Raw genomic sequence first — 18,936 nt, 5'->3', positions numbered from 1 at the left:
CAGACCGGTGCGCTCGGCGACGAAAGACCGTGCGGTTGTACGAGTCGGTGCGGCGTCACCGCCTCGTCTGATCGCCCGGAACGGGGGGAGCGAGACGCAGACCGGTGCGCTCGGCGACGAACGCGCTCAGACCGTCGAGGTCCCAGCCACGCAGGACCGTACCGTCCTCGGTCTGGTGGTGGCTGATCTCGCAGCCGAGCACCTCGCCGGACGTGGACGCGCCGGTCAGCGTGAGGGTGAACGAGTGGCGTACCCGGGGCGCCACCGCCTCCGGGGGTACCGCCGTGGCCGCCAGCTGGGTGGCCTGGCCGACCCAGTCCTGCCGGGCGATGCGTTCCGCACCGATGCCCGTCACGGTGACCAGGGAGGCGAGTTCGGCCGGTGATTTCGCGGCGATCGCCGCGAAGGTGATCACACCGGCCTCATGCAGCAGCGCTGCGGTCTTCGGGCCGATCCCCTTGATCCGCTCCAGGTCGTCGGCCGGGCGCGGTTCCTCGACCTGGCCGGGACCTGTGGCACTGCCCGTTTCCGGTGAACGGCCGTCCGGCGCACCGACCGTGACCGTGTAGAACCTGCCGCCGTCGTCCGCCCGCGTCCAGTATCCGTTCGGGCCGGTGGACACCAACTCGCACAGATAGTCACCGGGGGGCAGGGCGGACAGGTCGGCGTGGTGGTCGAGGCCGGCGCTGCCCTGGCTCTCCAGCGTGCCGAGCGCTTTGCCGACGGCCAGTCGGCCGCGGACGGTGTGGTAGCGCAGGGTCCAGGTGCTGGGGACGTCTGTGTTCCACGACAGCCCGCCCGTGCCGTCGGCAAGGATGCCGCCGAACACTGGGAAGACAGCGCTGCGGGCGGCGGCCACCGCGGCCGCGGCGTCCAGCTTTCCCGCGCCCCAGGTGTCGTCCGGCGTGCCGGGGACGAAACCGTCGCTCCGCGCGGCGTTCGCCAGCACCTGCTTCACCTGCTCGCCGGTCAGCTCGGGGCGGGCGGCCAGCACCAGAGCGGCCACGCCGGTGGCGTGCGGGGCCGCCATGCTGGTGCCGCTCAAGCCGGCGTGGAGCGCGTCGGCGCCGGCGGGCAGGGTGCTGTTGTGGCAGCGGGCCGAGACGATGACTTCGCCGGGTGCGACCAGGTCGGGTTTGCGTGCCCCCAGCCGTGTGGGGCCGTGGCCGCTGAACTCGGAGAGCCGGCCGAGCCCTTCGACGTCGAAGAGGCGCTGGGGACGGGTCACATAGGAACCGACCGTGATCACCCTGGCGGCGGTGCCCGGAATGGTCACCGTGCGCGAGGGGTCGGCTGTGCCGGCCGTGAACCGGCTTTGTTCGCCTGCATGGACGGCATCACGCGGTGCCCGTTCGATCCAGGCGTCGTACCATCCGCCGGCCACCTCGTCGGCGCGCAGCACGATGCGCCAGTCGCCGGGCTCGATGCCGGGGGCGGACGACCTGGTGAAGATCACGGTGACGCACGTGTCCCCGGTGCCGGCCGCATCCGCTTCGCTGTCGATGGTCACCTGGTTGCCGAAATCGGTGCTGAACAGCCGCTGCTCGCCCGGTGCCGTGTACGGGGAGGCCGGGCCGTGCGGCGGCTCGACGCCCACGCTGATCCGGTCCTCGCCGTCGTACCAGATCTCGACGATGTCGTCCTCTCGGTCGGCCGCGCGGACGGTCATCTCCAGCGTCGCGGTCTCGCCGGCCTTGCCGAGTCGCCCGCGGGCGTGGATGTTCCACTGACGTTCGTTGCCCGCGGACTTCACCACTGCCACGCCGGGCCGCCGGGCCAGGTCGTCGAGTTTCTGCTCGAGGAGCGTCTCCCCGGCATGGCCGCCACCGTTCATGCCCTGGCTGATGTTGATCGCGACCGGTTGCCCGGATGCCCGGCGCACCGCGTAGTCGGCGGCGTCCGCGAGGTGCGTCGAGCGGCCCAGCGAGATCCCGGCGGGGTCCGCGGCCAGCGCGACGACGATCAGGCCGGCGTCCGGGGCGATCCCGGAGTACTCGCCACCGAGGTCGTCCTCGTTCCCGGCGGCGATGCCCGCCACATGGGTGCCGTGCCCGACTCCCTGGTCCTCGTGGCCGACCAGGGCAAGCGCATCGGTCGTGGCCAGCGCCCGGTCCAGGTCCTCCTTGGTGTACTCGGCGCCGTAAGGCACCGCCGCGCCTCCCGGGACCGGCTCCGCGTTCTGGTCCCAGAGAAACAGGATGCGTGACGAGCCGTCCCTGTGGCGGAAGTTGGGGTGCCGGTAGTCGATCCCGGAGTCCAGGATCGCGACGAGCGTGCCCCGGCCGCCGCCTGGCGGCTCGCCGGCCCGGTCCATGGGCCGGCCGGCCCGGATCTCCGCACGTGAGATGTTCAGTTCGGAAAAGAGCGGACGGGCGGCCTCGACGCGTTCCACCGAGGCATGCGCCGCGAGGGCCTCCAGATCGTCAAGCGCCACCCGCCCGGTGTGAACCTGCGGCAGGCCGGGCCCGGACGTCTCCTCCGCCGCCGCCGAAAGCAGTTCGGCCTTCGGCCCCAGTTCGTCCTTCCAGGCAGTTCCTGTGCTGTGCACCAGCACGTCCACCGTTCCACCGCCCGGACCGGGGCGCCGGCCCACCCGCTCATCGAGCGGGAGGACCGGCAAGCCCGCCGTCGGGGCCCCCGGCTGCCCGGCGCGCCACTGCAGCACATGCCGGAGCCGGGCATCGAGTGTGCCCACCTGACGTCCCTTCGACCGATCAGTTGTAGATCATGAATCGGACAGGGATCTCCTCGAGTACGCCGGGCAGAACCCCCGGCTGACCGAGGAAGGGGGGCTGCAGGTCAGGCTGGAACCAGCGGGTCGCGAACCCCGCGAACGGCGGCAGACCCGGACCGGGGCCGAGCACGTCCATGGTGACGTGAGCCTCGACCAGTCGCGGGTCACCGTCCGGCGGCGCCGGCGTCGTGGGGAGCGGGAACACCACGATGTTGGTGTTGCCGCCTCCGAAGACATTGGTGACCGGCGCGATCGCGGGACCACTGGAGACCGTGTTCAGGTTCACGGTGTGCACCCGCACCCTGAAGGTGTACGGCGCCATGATCTGCGCGGCCGACGGCCCACCGAGCAGCGACACCGGGTTGCGCCACAACGCCACGACGAGAAACGCGTCCTCGCCCGCCCGGATGACCCGGTGGGGCAGGAACGGCCCTCCCGGCGCGGTCAACTGGAACGGCCCCAGCGCCATCAGGTCGAACCAGAGATACGGAACCGGCAGCGGTGTGATCGGCCCCGCAATCTCGGTGACCGACGAAACGCCGTTCGGGCGGCCGCTGAGCTCGCGGTACTTCTTCTCGTACTCGCTGCTGTAACCCTGAAGCTTCTCCTCGATGCTCGCGACCGTGTCGCGGAGCAGTCCCAGTGTCCTGGAGCCGATCTTCTCCGGGTCGATGCCCGGAACGTCCGGCGCGGCCGATGGAGCGGTCATGGTCATCCATCTCACCTCTGCGCGTCTGGGCGGGGCTGGTACCCGCCTCTGCCCACGGCAGCCTGGCACCCGGCCCTTAGCACGCTCTTAGCCTCCGCCGAGGACACCGCTTAGTTTCGGCTCGTGCGCGCTGTGAACTCGCTGTCCCCGGTAAGGGCCCGGCCACGCGCCGGCCCTCGTACCGCTGCCGCAGCCATTGCCGGTCGTCCGCGGAGCCCAGAGGTACTCGTCGCCAAGGGCCTGAGCGTCTCAACTACCGTCGTAGAACTTGAGGTTGAGTTGGCGGAGTGGCGGCTGCGACACAGGGAAAGAACGGACCCCCCGCGCCCCCGGCAGCACCGGATCGGACTCGCCGGTACCGACCCGGACCTGGCTGGTTCTGGCACTTCTGGAGACACGCCAGGACAACGACCCGGTGCCGGTGCGCCTGGACCTCGCGGGGTGGGACACCACACGTGGCCTGGACGGCTGGCTCACGCAACACCTCGTACAGGACCCCGACTTCGACCTGCATCCAGCCGTGGCGAGCGCCCTGGTCCGCCATCGCTGGGTACTGCCCGTGCTGGACGGCCTGGACGAGATGGACAGCGACACCACGCCGGCCGACCTCTCCAGGGCCCGCGCCGCCCTGGAAATCCTCAACGCCCGCAGCCACAGCCGCGATCCCGCCCCCATCGTGATCACCTGTCGGCAGGATCGCTACGCCTCCCTCGCAGAACAGGGCTACTACCTGCGCGATGCCGCCTGGATCATCGTGCAGCCGGTAGCCGCCGCGAAAGCCGTGGGCTATCTCAAGCGACGTGATACTGCCGGTCGTTGGCAGCCCGTGGTCACAGCCCTGACGACGCCCTGGCGCCTCACCCTGGCCGTCGGCGCCTACGCCGAGGAAGGATCTGGCGGGGCGTCAGCATGAGGACCGGGTCTTGTCCCCGACCGGAGGCAGCCACCAGCGGGTGTCGCACGGCCGGGTTCAGGTGTGGGCCCCGCCACGGCCGTGGTCGACGGCCGCCCGCTCGCCGTCATCGGGGGCGACGACCGGACGGTACGGGTGTGGGACCTGGTCACCCATCGTCAGGTGGGCGCGGATCTGGTGTTCCCCTTGGAGGTGACCGCGGTGACCATGACGCCCGACGCGCGACTGGTGGTGGGCTTCGGCGGCGACATTGCGGTTCTGGCCCCCGTACTGCCTGACGGCTAGGGGCGGTCGCCAGTGAGACGAGGCAGGACGTGCGGCCCTCTGCACTGGCCGGCTTGCCTTCCGGGTGCCGCCGGGGCGCTTGGAGGCCCGGGCCTGCCGACCGTCCGAAGCCCACGCTCACGGCCGGCGGTTCGCCGATAGCCGGGTCGCCCTCAACCGCCCGGCCACCTACCGCCCGGCCACCTCGCGGTCACTGGTCATCAAGCCACCGCCATGTGGATACCTCATCCTCCCGGCACAGCGCTGCCCCACGACAGCCATCACGCCCCCACAAAACCGCACCGTCAAAAGATCTCCGGTGGTGTCACCGGCCGGCTTCGGCACGACTTTGCGCCCGCTGGAACGCGGTCAGCGGGTCTCCTTCGAACCGCCAGGGCCAGGTGGTGGCCACACCGCGGATGGCCCGGAAGATGGGAAGGGCCTCGCGGTGGCGATCGGCAGACATCAGCGCGTAGGCGAGCGTATTGAGGTCGGCCGCCGCAGCTGCATGGTTGAGGAACGAGGGCTGTGTCCAGTGTTGCGAGGCGCGGTCGAGTGCCGCTGTGGCATGTACATCGGTCCAGTAGCTGCGTGCCATGAGACCTTCCACTCCTCCCCGGGTCCGGATCGATTGATAGTGCAGCACTTGGGAGGTGAGTTCCGTCGCCGCGCAGGGCGCATTCACGGGCATGCGCGACCGGAGGGAATCGACGAACTCCAGTACCTGCAGTCGCGAACCGGCTTCGTCCGGGGTCAGGTAGCGCATCATGCTCAGGTAGGCCTCGCGGTTCCAGCGGTCGCGTAGCAGTATCTCGTTCCAGACGTAGAAGGTTTCAGCTGCGCGGTGGCGCTCCAGGCGGGCTATCTCCAGCAGGACGACCCACGGGGTGGGATCCATCGGGGCGAGATCCGCAGCGCGCAGGCAGTTCGTCCTCGCTCTCGGGACGCCTTCCGCATTCCCCGTTGCACGCGCGCGGAAGAGCTCGGACCATGCGTGCAGAGCAAGGGCGGTGGCGCTGTCCGGCTCCCGCTCAGCCCACCTCGAGGGCACCGGCGTATCCGCCAGGAAGTGCGCCAAGACCGCCAGACGGAAGGTGCGGCGGTCCCAGTCCTGAGAGTGGTGCTTCAGGAAGTCGGCGATCTGCACCACGCGCAGATCCGTGCTGGCGATCGCGCCCGATCGCATCGTGGTGCGCAGCGACTTGAGAAGCTTCCCAAGGCGCACGTCGTCAAGCTCCAGCATGATGCGGGAGGCCTTGCGGCGATTCGACAGGAATGACATGCAGGGCAACCTTGGAGAGTTGGGGCTCGGGCAAGACCTGCTCGGTGATCGTGAGGTGATGGTCGGGGAGCGCGTCCCGGGTGCAGTTCTGCATCAGCCGTCCGGGCCGTGTGGGGCGGCGGCGGTGCGGGGGGAGCGCACCACCGTCGCCGGTCGGGGACAGCTGTCGCCCTACAGAGCCCGGTCCCTAGGACGGGATGGCGGTGTCGTGTGCCTGGTTGCGGCCCGTGCGCTCGCGGACGAGTGCCACGGCCACCACGCCCGCGGCCACCAGGGTGGACAGGATCACCTGGTCGCGGCCGCCGCCGTCGGCGGTGTCGGTCAGCATGTAGCCGAGCACGAACGTGATCAGGGCGATGGTGGCCCAGGTCAGGTAGGGGTACAGCCACATCCTGACGACCAGTTTCTCCGGCGACTCCCGCTGGATGATCTTTCGCATCCGCAGCTGGGAGAAGCAGATCACCAGCCAGACGAACAGGGCGATGGCGCCGGAGGAGTTGAGCAGGAACTGGAAGACCGTCTCCGGCCACAGGTAGTTGAAGGCGACCGCGACGAAGCCGAAGACGACCGAGGCCAGGATCGCCGCCCGCGGCACACCGCGGCCTGTGGTCTGCCCGAAGGCGGCCGGGGCGTCATTGCGCCCGCCGAGGGAGAACGCCATCCGGGAGGCGGTGTACAGGCCGGAGTTGAGGCAGGACAGCACCGAGGTGAGCACGATGGCGTTCATGATCTGGCCGGCGTGCGGGATGCCGATGGAGCTCAGCGCGGCGACGTAGGAGCCGTCCTTGAGGATGGCCGGGTCGTCCCAGCGCAGCAGGGACACCACGATCAGGATCGAGCCCAGGTAGAACACCGCGATCCGCCAGATCACGCTGTTGGTGGCCTTGGTGACCGCTGCTTGCGGGTCGGCGGTCTCGCCGGCGGCCAGTGTGACGATCTCGCTGCCCATGAAGGAGAAGACCACCATCAGCACGCCGGTGAGGATGGCGCCGGGTCCGTTGGGCAGGAATCCGCCGTGCGCGGTGAGGTTGGAGAAGCCGGAGGCGGGGTGGTCGGAGCCGGGCAGCAGGCCGAGGACGGCGAGGGCGCCGATGACGATGAACGCGGCGATGGCGACGACCTTGATGCCGGCGAACCAGAACTCGAACTCGCCGTAGGAGCTGACCGAGGCCAGGTTGGTGGCGGTGAGGACGACCATGACGATCAGGGCCCAGCCCCACTGCGGGACGGCGGGGATCCAGCCGGCCAGGATCTTGGCGCCGGCGGTCGCCTCGACGGCGAGTACCACGACCCAGAAGAACCAGTACAGCCAGCCGATGGTGAATCCGGCCCAGCGGCCCAGCGCGCGGTCGGCGTAGGCGGAGAACGAGCCGGAGGTCGGGTTGGCCGCGGCCATCTCGCCGAGCATGCGCATCACGAGGACGACGAGGACGCCGACCAGGGCGTAGGAGATGAGAATGCCGGGGCCCGCGGCGGCGATGCCGGAGCCGGAGCCGACGAACAGGCCGGCACCGATGACACCGCCGATGGCGATCATCGACAGGTGACGGTTCTTCAGCCCGGCCTGCAGGCCGGAACCCGCCGAGGGGGTCCCGGTGGTGGCCACCGGGTCCGGAGCGGAGACAGGGGGACGTGTGGTCATCTCGACATCCAGGGAGGGAGAGCGGACGAGGACATGCGTCGGCGGGCCTGTTGCGGGGATGACCGCGCAGGTTCCGCCGAGGAGGGACGGGCATGGAAGCCGGGGTGCGTCGCAGGTCGCGAACATGGCCGGCCGTTAGGGCATGGTGGGCAGCGGCTTCCTGGCCGGTACTGCGGGAGCAGTTACGGCTGGCCGACAGAAAAATAGTTCACCCTGATCAGAAAAAACAAGAGGTGTCCGTCGGCTGTCTTCCGGGTGCCGTCCTCGCGCGCTGCCCCGCCCCCTCGCCCCTCACTGGCTCCGCCGGTGCGCCGCGAGTGGACGGCGCAAGCAGGGTGCCGCCTCGGTGTACCAACCGTGAACTGTCCAAACCGGCGGATCCGGCCAGGCGAGTTGGCCACAGTGATGCCCAGGCACTGCAGCGGGGGTGGCCATAGCTTGTGCGAGACAACGGATTTGATTGCAGCCGCGAGAAAGAGCGCGATGGAAGCAACATCAAATCGCCAAATCGAAACGGATCGGGTCATCGTCACGGAGTGGCGCTTCGTCCCGGGCGCGGAAACGGGTTACCACATGCATGATCACGACTGCGTGGTGGTTCCCTTGGTGACCGGCGTCGTACGGGTGGTGGAACCGTCGGGAGACGAGCCCGAAGTTGAGATGCTCGCGGGAGCCTCGTACGCACGTCGCGCCGGAGTCGCGCACAATCTCATTCCAGCCGCGGAAAACGAGTTCTGCGGCCGAATGCTCGGTCATGAGCTGGAACTCGTCAGCCTCCGGTACGTTGATGGTCTCCACCATGGCCCGGTGCACGGAGCGGCCCACGGCCCGAACATATTCAGCAGATCTACCACCCGACGTTCCTCGGCATCCAGCGCACCGACGACATTGTCATCGTCCAGATTCACCTCGGTGTCGGCCGCACGATCGAGTAGAAGCAGACCCTCTATGCCCGGATGGTCGAGCTCCTGAAGGACGATCCTGGCATCGCTCCCGCAGACGTCTTCATCAACCTGGTCGAGACGCCGATGGAGAACTGGCCGTTGGGCAACGGCGTGGCCACGTTCGTGAGGTGACCGCCGCGGAGCTCACCCGGCTGCGTCACCGGAACTGCCGGACGTGTCGGACGAGGCCCTGGCCAGGTGCGCACACCGCCACCCCTCAGACATGCCGCCTTACGGCCGACCGAAAATTGACCTACCTCCAGCTCTCTCCCCGGGCCCCCGCCGTCGACCAGGCCCACGCCCGGACAGCGGCAGCATCGTCGAACCAGATCGATTCGCGTAGGCGGCAGGCTACGGGCGGTGCGGAAACGGAGTCAGGTGCCAATCTGCCGCATGAGTGCGGCGAACATGCACCGGGCGTCGGCGAGGAGGAGGGCACCGCTGCTGTGAGATCACTCGGCTCCGGAAGGCCCAGGAGGCGGCCCCTGGCGAGAACCTGGAACTTCGACACTGTCTGGCTCATGCCGAACCGGACGTAATGCTGGGCAGCCTTCGGCCCGACGACGAGACCCTCTGGGAGCAGGAAGCTCCCGTCCCAGACGAGCGAGCGGGGACAAAGCCATCAGCACTGGGGACAACATCATGCCTCCGGCCGTCACCAGGAGGCTGGTGCGCAACCCCCACTCCTCCGCGAGAAATCCGCCGAGCAGAGAACCGAGCGGCGTCAGCCCCATGCCCACAAACGTGATCGTCGCGGCCGCGCGGCCCTGCATCCCGTCCGGAGTGACGGCCTGCCGGACAGCCATGACCGTGACATTCACCAACTGGCCGCCAGTACCGAACACGAAGTTGACGGCCAGGAGCACGGGAACCGTCACCGCAGAGGAGCCGTGCAGGGCGGGCACACACAGGAATGCGCCGTCGCCGAGTGCCGCTGCGGACATCAGCACCGCGCCATAACCGAACCGGCTCGTCAGGTGGACGGCCAGCACAGAGCCCAGGAGCGCGCCAGGCCCCGTCGCTGCGATCGCCAGCCCGACGGCGGTCCCCGACAGGTGCAGTTCACCCGGCAGGAAGAGCAGATAGACGGTCATCATGGCGGCGAAGGAGAACTGGAAGGCGGCCGAGGCGAGGCACACGGTTCGCAGCGAGGTTTCGCCGACGACGAAGCGGAGGCCCTCATGGATCCGCCGCCAGACACGAGGGGGACGGTCCGAGCGCTCCGGGAGCGATTCGACCCGACGGATCCGCCGGATCGACAGGAACGACAGCGCGAAGAACAGCGCGCTGGAGGCGGCGGCGATCGGCGCCGACAGCAGTGACACCAACGCGCCGCCGAGAGCGGGACCGACGATCTGCGCCGCGGACCGGCTGCCTTCGAGCGCGCTGTTGCCCCGCACTAACTGATCAGGCGTCACCAGCCGTACGACAGACGCCTGGTAGGCCACGTCGAAGAACACGGACAGGGCCCCGACGGCGAAGGCAACCACGAGCAGCGTCGGCAGGCCGAGCCGATTGAGGAGGCCGGCCATGCAGGCGGCACCCAAGGCCAGGGTCCGGCCGACGTCCGTGAGCACCATCACCGTGCGGGCCCGCCACCTGTCCACCCACGCGCCGACGAAGAGCGAGAGCAACAGGATCGGCGCCTGCCCGACCGCTCGCAGGACGCCCAACTGGTCGGCCCCGGCGTTGAGTGTCAGGACGGCGAAGAGCGGCAGGATCACCAGACTTGCGTGTTCGCCGAGTTGGGAGGCCGTCTGACCCACCCAGAGTCTTCGGAAGTCGCCGTCCCGCCACAGACTTGACGGAACAGGCCGACCGGAATCGGATACAGGGGAGGAAGCGGACGGCACAGGGGTCCCTTGGAGATTGCCGACTGACGAGGCCCGCCACCTGGCGCACAAGAGGCGCACTCACGGTTCAGGCGGGGAAGGGTTGCTGTGCCGCAACATCAAGGGCAGCACGCGATGACAGGCCATGACGGCCTACAGCGTCAACGCGCGCTCGGACGACCGACCATCTCTCAACTCCTCGTGGGTCACTCGCTGCAACCGAACCCTAGCCTTCGGCGGCCCGGCGCGAAAGGAGATTTGCCCCGGGGCGGCCGGCGAAGGCCGCGCGTGCGACCTGAGCATCGACGTACGGCTTCGGCAGTTTGACCGGCGGCATTCGAATCCGCCTGAAGCACACTTGCACACTCAAGTTGTGTCCAGGTCGGACTGCAGCAAGTGGTGGTCCGAGTACGGGGTTGGATGCACACTGTGCTTGAGCGGAACGATGCCTCGCAGGAAGACGTAGTCGAACTTGCTCTGCCAGTCGGTGGTCGGCTTGCAGTTGCCCGTGGACGAGGGACGGCACTGGGGGTCTGTATCCGCGGCCAGTGCCCACATCCCGGTGAGTTCGGGGGAGTCCGGCACGGCGTTGAAGTCGCCGAGAACGATCGCGCGGTCGTGCCGGGCCACCTCTGCGGCGAGTACGCGGGTCTGGTCTGCTCGGACTGCTTCCTGACGTCGTTGGGCGAGGTGTGTGTTGAAGACCCGGACGGGCCGGCCGCCCACCATGGTGGTGACCGCCATGTACCCACGGTCTTCGGAGCCTCCGTCGGGGTATTCCACGTTGACGCGGTCTGTCATCGGTGCCGCCGAGAGAATCGCCTGGCCGAAGGCCCCGGGACTCCACGGCACTCCACCGCAGCGTCCCCAATTCCGAAGAACCGTCCCGTACTCGACGTGGTAAACCAGCCCATGAAGGTTCTCCAGATAGTCCCGGATACTCTCGACGTCACGCACGCACGCTTCTTGCAGGCCGATGACCTGGGGCGCATACATGGCGATCTCCGCTGCCCGGTGAACGTTGCTTTCCTCGCAGGGGTTGCAGATGTTCCACGTCATGACCCGGTTCGGAACGACATCCCTGACGGCTTCGACGGGCAGTGACCTGGCGAAGGGGGCACCGCTTGGTGCACTGGGGCCGACGAGCACCACGCAGGCCGCGATCACTGCCCCCGCGAGCAACCGCGTGCCGCTACCGAGCACATCGCCTCCTCAAGGTGGATACGCATGACATCTGACGTCTCCATAACGAGGCTATGGGACGGGGCTGTGAGCAACCCATGCGGTGTGCCGGATCTCGTTGCGCTCGGATGAAGAAGCCGCCGTCCCAGGTCGACCTGGATCGTGCAGCAGCACGTGCAGCCCCAGGTCCTGGCGGATGCGGTACTGGTCGGTAATGACGAAGGCGTCCTTCGCGTCAGTCCTTCCCTCGCCCCGGTGGGTGGCCGAAGCCCGGTGGAGTGCCAGACCTGTGAGACAGGCAAACAGGCCGGCCGTGGACAGCGGGCAGGCCGATCAGGGGGGCGGCACCGTCATGATTGAGCCGACAGCCCACGGCACATCGTGGGGCTACGCCGGCACCCCGCCGATCACGACAGGAGCCCAGTGTCGTCGTTCAGGCGTCGCCGGCCGGGCCGGGGATGCCGTGGACCCCAGGCCCGTCGCCACCACGTTCATCGAACGGAGGCGGGGAGCCGACAGCTCACCGAGAACCGCTCCTGGGAAATGCGATTGCCGACCGCTGGGCACGCTGACACGATGCCGGTCATGACCCCTGCTGGAGCACCGAGCTGTCTGCTTGTCACGGGGATGCCGGGGGCCGGTAAGTCGACCGTGACCAGACTCGTCGCAGAGCGTCTGCCGCGTTCCGCTCGGCTGGACGGGGATGAGCTCAACAGGATGATTGTCAGCGGTTTTGTCTGGGCCCTGGGCGAGCCCGCCGACGAAGCAGCGAGGCAAGTGGAGCTGTTGCACCGCAATCTGTGCGCACTGGCGAACAACTTCGCCGACGCCGGCTTCACGGCGCTGATCGACGCGATGATCCCCTCCCGCGAGAAGCTGGACTTCTTCCTCGATCTCCTCCCGGCTCGGCAGGTCTTGTTCGTCGTTCTCGCGCCGGGCATCGAGGTGTGCCAGTACCGCAACACCATCCGCGATCCACGGGAGCGGTTCGACTTCGACGGCTATGAAGAGCTCGATGCCGACATGAAGCGCGAACTCGGCGACGTCGGCTGGTGGTTCGACACCGCGGCCCTTACGCCCGAGGAGACCGCCGATCGCATCGTCCGGGAAGTTCGCCATCGCGCCCTGGTGAACTGACTGCCGGCTTCAGACCCCATGGCCAACGAGTCCCCGAGGTTCTTGAGATCCCGGGGCCTCCGCGTCCGCGCTCCGCTCACCGCAGAACCGTCTGCCTCGCCGGCGCCGTCCTCACCAGTCCCCTGGCCAGGACGGCGACCCCGACGGCGACCGTGCCAAAGGCCAGCCATGGCCCCGCCATGCCCAGCCCGACCCCGACCGCGCACTGGGGGCCCTGACAGATCTGCTGAACGGGTTCGCCGATGACGGCGGGCACGATTTGGCCGATCAGGAATCCGGCGAACATGTGCAGGCCGAGTACGACCAACAGCCTGCCCACCAGGCCGAAGACGAGCAGGCGCCCCCGGACGGCTGGCGGCGCCGGTGCCCGGCGGACGACCACCAGCAGTCGCAGGGCAAGCAGGGCGAACAGGCCGGCGGCTCCGATGAGCAAATAGCGGTCCCAGCGGGTGAACCCGGTGGCACCATCGAAGGTCACACCGCCCAGCTCGGCCTGCGTGAACTGCGCCCCGGACAGGACAGCCCCGTCCAGTCGGGCCCCGGTGAGATCCGCCTGGGTCAGGTCGGCACCGTTGAGGTTCGCGCCCTTCAGATCCGCGTGCGAGGCATTCACCTGGGTGAGGTCGGCATGGGTCAGGTCCGCCTCGGCCAGCGTCGCGTCGACCAACTCCGCCTGGGTGAGGTCTGCCTGGCGCAGATCGGCGCCGGACAGGTCCGCGCCGGTGAAGTCGTCCTGGCTGAACGAGAGGCCGGCCAGGTCGGCACCACGTAGATCGGCGCAGCGGAAGTCGTGGTCCGAGTCGGCGTCTTGCTGCGTCAGGTGCTTCCCGGCGAGCTGTTTGCCCGAGTGGGCGGCACATACGGAGGACTGCGACGCCCGCGACGACTCCGGCACGACCGCCTGTGCCGGGCTCGAGGCGGCCAGCAGGACGGTGACGGCCAGCGCCCCGCAGACCCGGCCGGCCGTCGCAGGACCGGGCCCCCGCCCCCGCAATGACGCGAACATGCAATTTCTCCCCTCCGCGAGGCCCCACGGGCGTCCGCGCGGATCCGGCATCCCCTGGGCGGCCCCAGCCCCCCCACACACATGGCGCCCGCACGCACTCCGGCCCAGGCGAAACGCCACGGTAAGCCGCTCTACTTGCCGATGACTTGCAGCCATCCATCAGCCGGCCGGCCCGGTCGGATCCGGGGTGTGCTCTCGCAGAACCCGCGCACGTCGATGCGGGCAGCGTCGTCCGGCCCGGACTTCCTGCGCAGGACAGCAGGCCCGCCGGGGGGCAGAGGGAAGGCCGGGCTCGCTGGTGGGGGAGGGGGAGTGGCCTACGGCCAACAGGGCGTCACGACGTGACGTCCACCAGGACCTTGCCGACGGCACCGCCCTCCACCGCCCGGTGCGCGTCGGCGGTGCGCTCGAGCGGAAAGCGGACCAGCGGCAGGCCGTGCTCCTCGCCGACCGGCAGGGCGCCGTCGCGGACTGCGGCGGCGACGTCCTCAACGGCCGCGGCGCGCGCCTCCGATCCGGCCGTGTAGAGCACCAGGAACTGCAAGCGCGTGTTCAGCACCATGTTCTGCAGCACGTTCAGTTCGACCGGCCTGCCGCCGTCGTTCGCGTAGGTCGAGATCGTGCCACGTGTCCGCAGCACGGCCAGGTCCAGTGCGAGGTTCGCGCCCAGCGCCACCTCGGCGACGATGTCGACGCCGTCCGGGGCGATCTTGCGGATCTCGGCGGCCGGGTCGCCCTCGCGATAGTTGATCACGTGATGGGCACCGGCGATGGTGGCGAGCCGGGCCTTTTGCGGGCTGCTGATCGTGCTGATCACGGTGGCGCCGGCCCATCGGGCGAGCTGGATCACCGCGTGCCCGACAGCCCCGGCTCCGCCCGCGGCGAGCACCACCTGGCCGTCGAGCGCGCCGGGCCGCAGACGGCGTGGCCCGTCTTCGGCGACGGTGAGCGCGCGGTGTGCGGTGAGGGCCGGGACGCCGAGTGAGGCGCCGACGTCGAATCCGGTCTCGTCGGGCAGCGGCACGGCCCGTTCGGCGGGTACGACGGTGAACTCGGCGGCGGTACCGGTGGGCCGTCCGGCGGCGGCCATGAACAGCCAGACCCGCTGACCGACGCGGTTATGGTCGATACCCTCGCCGACGGCGTCGATCGTGCCGGCGCCGTCGAGGTGCGGGGTGACCTCGAGGAAGTGCTTGGGGTGGGCGGGGCCGGAGCGGGCCTGCCAGTCGGTCGGGTTGACTCCGGAGACGGCAACCCGGACGCGAACCTCGCCGGGGCCGGGCGTGGGCAGGTCGCGGTCGACGAGCCGAAGAACGTCGGGGCCGCCGTTGTCGCGGTAAATGATCGCTTTCATGATCCGTCCTTGGAAACTCGGGGCCTGGCGAATGGAGGGGTTCCCGGCGTGGCCGGGAGTTCCGGCAGGGGGTCCGGCGTGGGGTCGTGACCGGGTCCCGGTGGTTCTGGTCAGCCGATGGGGACCGCGGTGGAGCGGGACTCGACGGCATCGAGGGTGGCGAGGGTCGCAGTGTCGAGGGTGATCTCGCTGACCGCCATGTTGGCTTCGAGGTGGACGGCGTCGGCGGTGCCGGGGATGAGCAGCACGTGCGGGGCGTGGTGCAGCAGCCAGGCGAGGCCGACCTGGGAGGGCGTGACGCCCAGGGACGCCGCCACGGCGTGGACGGCCGGCTCTTCGGTCGCCTTGGGCAGGCCCGGGAAGGCGCCGCCAAGCGGGAAGAACGGCACCCAGGCGATGCTCTCGGCCGCGCACAGTTGCAGCATGTCCTCGTCGCCGCGGGAGACGAGACTGTAGGCGTTCTGCACGCAGGCGATGCCGGCCGGCAGAGCGCGGCGAAGGCCGTCGAGGGTGACGCTGCTCAGGCCGATCGCGCCTATCTTGCCCTCGTCGCGCAGGGCGGTCATCACCGCGAGCTGGTCGTCGAGGTCGACCACTTGGTCGCCCTCGGGACGCAGGCCGGGGCCGGAGTCGAGGCGGCGGAGGTTGACCACCGGGAGTCGGTCGACGCCGAGGCTGCGCAGGTTGTCCTCGACGCTGGCGCGCAGCTGCTCGGGCCGCTGCGCCAGACGCAACGGCAGGCGCCCGCCCGGGTTGGGGTCGGCGCCGACCTTCGTGACGACCAGGACGCCGTCCTCGGGGCGCAGCACCTCGCGGATCACGTCGTTGACGAAACCGAAGCCGTAGAACTCGGCGGTGTCCACATGGTCGACGCCCAACTCGACCGCGCGACGCAGCAGTGCGACGGCCTCGCCGCGGCGGTCGCGCAGGCGCTCGAGCTGCAACGCGCCGTAGCCGACGCGTAAGACGGTGCGGTCGGCGAACGTCGCGGTGGGGGTGGTCATGACGCTGTCTCCTCGGGCGGTGATTGCAGGGCGGTGTACAGCAGTTCGGCCTGATAGAGCGCCATCACCCGGTGGGCGATCGGGATGGCGCGCTCCTGGGCCTCGGCCGGTTCGTGGTGCTCGACCTTGACCAGCCACGCCGTGACGCAGTCGTGCAGCATCGCGCGCATCCGGTCGGTCATGTCGACGACGATGTCGCGGATGGCCGGGTTGGTGGTCGCCTCACCCCAGGTCTGTACGCCGACCCGGGCCTCGGCGGGGTCGATCGCCGCAATCAGGCGGGCGAGCAGTTCGTCGGGGTCGGGCGGGGTATCGCTCGCGGCGTGCTCCCCGAGGATCTTGGCGCGCTCGGCAAGCACCTCGCGGGCGGCTGCCTGGACCAGGTCGGCCTTGTTGCGGTAGTGGGCATAGATCGAGCCGGCCGAGAGTCCGGACTCGGCGATGATGTCGGCGATCGAGGTCCGCTCCAGGCCGTGGCGGCCGAAGCAGCGTACGGCGGCCTCGGCGATCTGGGCGCGCCGGAGTTCCTTGCGCGCGTCGGTGAGCCGGGGCATAGGGGAGTCCTCCCTCAAAAAGAACGGCGGTTCTGCTTGTGACACTCTACAAGCAGAACCGCCGTTCTTTTTGAAGTGAGGGCGCGTCATGTACGAAACAAGGTGGTCGCGACCGGCGGAGAGCTGTTCGCGACGGGTCGGTGCTGATCGCCGCACCGGGGATGCGAGGGCTTTCGGCTACTGCTCACCCAGACTCGTGGCGTGTTGATCCACCTCGATGTCCGAGCGCCGTACGCCGGTGAATCGTGTGGGCCGGAATGCCCCAAGGAGGTCCTGCTCCTGATCGGTCGTGATCTCGGCCGCGACCAGGCGTCCCAGAATCGGCGCCAAGGTGACCCCGCTGTGAGAGACGAGGCAGTAGACGCGGGACTGCGCGGAGGCATAGCCGGCGACGGTGTGGCCGTCCGTGGGCAGTGACCGGAAGCCGATGCGCAGGTCGATCTTTGGTGCCCTGCTCTGGTCGGCCAGCAGTGCGGTGAACCGCCGAGCGAGGGTGGTCGCGATGTCCCCGTCCACGGACGGAGGGTCTGCCGGATCGACGTCGGCGTTCAGATCGAGAGCCTGCAGGACGGTATGCCCGCCGGCCGAGGGGCGGAGGTTGAGGCCGGGGCTGTGGACCACACAGCGCAGGTCGAGTCCCGGGGACCTGGCGTACCCGAGCAGGCCGACGGTCTGCGCTCCGCGACCGGTATCCGTCACCATGGGAACGTCGATTCCGGCCTGTGCGGCGAGCCGTTGTGCCCAGCGGCCTGCCGCCAGAACTACTCGATCGCCCGTACAGACCTTGCCTCCGGCCAGGGTGACGGCAACCCCGTCCGGCCTGTCGTCGATGGCCACGACCTCGCCGATCACGCACTTGGCTCCGTGCCGCTCGGCGTCCGCCAGCAGGTTGTTCACGAAGAGGTCCGGCAACACGTATCCCTCGCTGGGGAAGTGCGCGATGGAGGTGATGGTCGCGGGGATGCGGAGGTCGCCTGCGATCCGTAGTGCCTCGTCACGCGTGACCCAGTGTGCGGGGTAGCCGAGGGACTGCAGTCGTTCCACGTTCCCGGCGAGCCGCTGCTCGTTTGCGGAATCCGCCCACTGCAGCGCCCCGCTGGGGAAGTACGACCGTGCGCCGCGCAGTTGCTCGGCGAGCCTGGCGTGCTCCTCCATCCCCGCCAGGTTCAGACGGTGGTAGTCCGGGTCGGGCTTCCGGCTGGAGTTGGTCCAGGCGAAGGTGGTCGAGGAAGTACCGGTGCCGGCTCCCCACTGATCGAGCAGGAGCACGTCCTCGCCGGCGACGGCGAGCTGCCTCGCGGTGCTCAGGCCCAGCACGCCGGCACCGATGATGATGACCTTCATGGTTTGCGGATCTCCTTTCCGGCAGCTTCACGCTGCTCACATGTCGGGCACGGGAACCTCCAGGAAGAACTCGGCGGTTCCCGGACGGACGAGGGTTGTGACCACCTCGACGGTGCTTCCGTCGGCGGCACGCAACTCTCTGCGCCTCATCAGCGCGGGCGTTCCGATTTCGCTGTGCAGCAGTTCGGCGTCGTGCTCGCCGAGGGTCACCGGCTCGAGGTAGAGCCGGATCGCGTCGATCGGTACTCCTCTGCGCTGCAGATACGGCAGGGTGACGAGGTCTTCGAGGTTCTCGTTCAGCAGGTCGGGGGCCACCGCGAAGAGAACGACGTGCCGCTCGACCGACTGTGGCTCCTCGCGCACGTCGAGCTTGCGGCGGACCAGTTCCACTACGGCTGTGTCGGCGGAGACACCGGGGAGGGTCAGGATGGCGTCGGCAGCCCTGACGATCCGTGCGGAAACGACTTCGTGTCTGCCCGGTGCGCCCTTGGCGGCCACCGCGGGGGTGACGAAGTTCAGCAGATTGATCTGCCGCGTCACATCCGCGACGAACGTTCCGTGGCGCCTCCGGCGGATCGCCAGCCCCGCCTCGGCCAGGTCGTTGAGGACACGTTGGGCCGTGGCACGGCTGACGCCGTGCTGGGTGGAGAGGTCCTTCTCGGTCGGCAGTCGCGAGCCAGGGGGCAGGTCCCCGGCCCGGATCTTCGCTTCGATCTCTCGCCTGATCTGTACGTAAAGCGGCACGGTCATGCCTAGACCGTACATTCAGTCAATTGACTGGTGATATCCAGCCGACCAGCCAGGTGTCTGCGTCGCGCCTTGTTGGCGGCACGCTGCTCCCGACCATGCCTACGCGGTTGCCGGGCGGGGCGCGGGTGACCCCGGAGCCCAGCCGGCGACGGCGCGAGCGCGGCTGCGCCTGGAGCGTTCCGGAACACCGATGACGGGTGATCGGACCTTCTTCCGCCGGTCCGCTGAGGGCGCGTCGGGCCCCGTCGCGGTCGGCGCCGTACCGACGGCGGAGATCTATTTCAG

The 18,936-nt window shown here is 69.2% G+C and carries 16 protein-coding genes and 1 pseudogene; 4 read left to right on the top strand and 13 right to left on the bottom strand.

The genetic code is table 11. The features are described from left to right. Window positions 1-55 precede the first annotated feature (55 nt). Window positions 56-2,695: a DUF4332 domain-containing protein gene (locus ABZO29_RS04320; RefSeq protein ID WP_367318773.1), complete on the bottom strand. Its 2,640-nt coding sequence runs from the start codon at window positions 2,693-2,695 to the stop codon at window positions 56-58. A 19-nt stretch (window positions 2,696-2,714) separates the two neighbouring features. After that, a complete protein-coding gene (locus ABZO29_RS04315) occupies window positions 2,715-3,443 on the bottom strand; it encodes a hypothetical protein (RefSeq protein WP_367318772.1) in 729 nt (242 codons plus the stop codon). Window positions 3,444-3,858: 415 nt separating this feature from the next. Between ABZO29_RS04315 and ABZO29_RS04310 the strand changes: the two genes are divergently transcribed. Then, the gene (locus tag ABZO29_RS04310; protein WP_367318771.1) at window positions 3,859-4,356 is read left to right on the top strand and encodes a hypothetical protein; all 498 of its coding nucleotides are present in this window, start codon (window positions 3,859-3,861) and stop codon (window positions 4,354-4,356) included. Between the two features lie 63 nt (window positions 4,357-4,419). Then, window positions 4,420-4,641, top strand: coding sequence for a hypothetical protein (locus tag ABZO29_RS04305; protein WP_367318770.1), 222 nt, complete (start codon window positions 4,420-4,422; stop codon window positions 4,639-4,641). Window positions 4,642-4,945: 304 nt separating this feature from the next. Here ABZO29_RS04305 and ABZO29_RS04300 read toward each other — a convergent pair whose 3' ends face one another. From ABZO29_RS04300 to ABZO29_RS04290, 3 genes are all read right to left on the bottom strand, one after another. After that, the gene (locus ABZO29_RS04300; protein ID WP_367318769.1) at window positions 4,946-5,902 is read right to left on the bottom strand and encodes a hypothetical protein; all 957 of its coding nucleotides are present in this window, start codon (window positions 5,900-5,902) and stop codon (window positions 4,946-4,948) included. A 187-nt stretch (window positions 5,903-6,089) separates the two neighbouring features. Beyond that, entirely contained in the window at window positions 6,090-7,544 is a 1,455-nt protein-coding gene (locus ABZO29_RS04295) for an amino acid permease (RefSeq protein WP_367318768.1), read from the bottom strand. A gap of 495 nt (window positions 7,545-8,039) precedes the next feature. Next, the gene (locus ABZO29_RS04290; protein ID WP_367318767.1) at window positions 8,040-8,369 is read right to left on the bottom strand and encodes a hypothetical protein; all 330 of its coding nucleotides are present in this window, start codon (window positions 8,367-8,369) and stop codon (window positions 8,040-8,042) included. A gap of 11 nt (window positions 8,370-8,380) precedes the next feature. Between ABZO29_RS04290 and ABZO29_RS04285 the strand changes: the two are divergent. Further along, window positions 8,381-8,620 (top strand): annotated as a pseudogene (locus tag ABZO29_RS04285) (tautomerase family protein). A 320-nt stretch (window positions 8,621-8,940) separates the two neighbouring features. Here ABZO29_RS04285 and ABZO29_RS04280 read toward each other — a convergent pair. Both ABZO29_RS04280 and ABZO29_RS04275 read right to left on the bottom strand, forming a co-directional pair. Then, window positions 8,941-10,341, bottom strand: a complete 1,401-nt coding sequence (locus ABZO29_RS04280; RefSeq protein ID WP_367318766.1) for an MFS transporter — start codon at window positions 10,339-10,341, stop codon at window positions 8,941-8,943. Window positions 10,342-10,686: 345 nt separating this feature from the next. Next, complete coding sequence (locus tag ABZO29_RS04275; RefSeq protein WP_367318765.1) at window positions 10,687-11,379, bottom strand: endonuclease/exonuclease/phosphatase family protein; 693 nt, start codon at window positions 11,377-11,379, stop codon at window positions 10,687-10,689. A 666-nt stretch (window positions 11,380-12,045) separates the two neighbouring features. On the opposite strand from ABZO29_RS04275, the gene ABZO29_RS04270 reads away from it, so the two are divergent. Beyond that, the gene (locus tag ABZO29_RS04270; protein WP_367318764.1) at window positions 12,046-12,639 is read left to right on the top strand and encodes an AAA family ATPase; all 594 of its coding nucleotides are present in this window, start codon (window positions 12,046-12,048) and stop codon (window positions 12,637-12,639) included. Between the two features lie 76 nt (window positions 12,640-12,715). Here ABZO29_RS04270 and ABZO29_RS04265 read toward each other — a convergent pair whose 3' ends face one another. The 6 genes from ABZO29_RS04265 to ABZO29_RS04240 form a co-directional block, all read right to left on the bottom strand. After that, on the bottom strand, window positions 12,716-13,645 hold the full coding sequence (locus tag ABZO29_RS04265) for a pentapeptide repeat-containing protein (RefSeq protein WP_367318763.1): 930 nt from the start codon (window positions 13,643-13,645) through the stop codon (window positions 12,716-12,718). A gap of 334 nt (window positions 13,646-13,979) precedes the next feature. Next, entirely contained in the window at window positions 13,980-14,999 is a 1,020-nt protein-coding gene (locus ABZO29_RS04260; RefSeq protein ID WP_367318762.1) for an NADPH:quinone reductase, read from the bottom strand. Window positions 15,000-15,109: 110 nt separating this feature from the next. After that, window positions 15,110-16,003 carry an aldo/keto reductase gene (locus ABZO29_RS04255; protein WP_367318761.1) on the bottom strand — a complete coding sequence of 298 codons (894 nt, stop codon included), beginning with the start codon at window positions 16,001-16,003 and terminating at the stop codon, window positions 15,110-15,112. Beyond that, window positions 16,000-16,557, bottom strand: a complete 558-nt coding sequence (locus ABZO29_RS04250) for a TetR/AcrR family transcriptional regulator (RefSeq protein WP_367318760.1) — start codon at window positions 16,555-16,557, stop codon at window positions 16,000-16,002. The genes ABZO29_RS04255 and ABZO29_RS04250 overlap by 4 nt, the downstream gene beginning before the upstream one ends. A gap of 177 nt (window positions 16,558-16,734) precedes the next feature. Next, a complete protein-coding gene (locus tag ABZO29_RS04245) occupies window positions 16,735-17,901 on the bottom strand; it encodes an NAD(P)/FAD-dependent oxidoreductase (RefSeq protein ID WP_367318759.1) in 1,167 nt (388 codons plus the stop codon). A 36-nt stretch (window positions 17,902-17,937) separates the two neighbouring features. After that, on the bottom strand, window positions 17,938-18,651 hold the full coding sequence (locus ABZO29_RS04240; protein WP_367318758.1) for a GntR family transcriptional regulator: 714 nt from the start codon (window positions 18,649-18,651) through the stop codon (window positions 17,938-17,940). Window positions 18,652-18,936 lie beyond the last annotated feature (285 nt).

Origin of the sequence: Streptomyces sp. HUAS ZL42 (assembly GCF_040782645.1) — a bacterium.
Lineage (GTDB): Bacteria > Actinomycetota > Actinomycetes > Streptomycetales > Streptomycetaceae > Streptomyces.
Note: the sequence above shows the minus strand (reverse complement) of the source record. Positions and strands in the feature narration are given on the sequence as shown.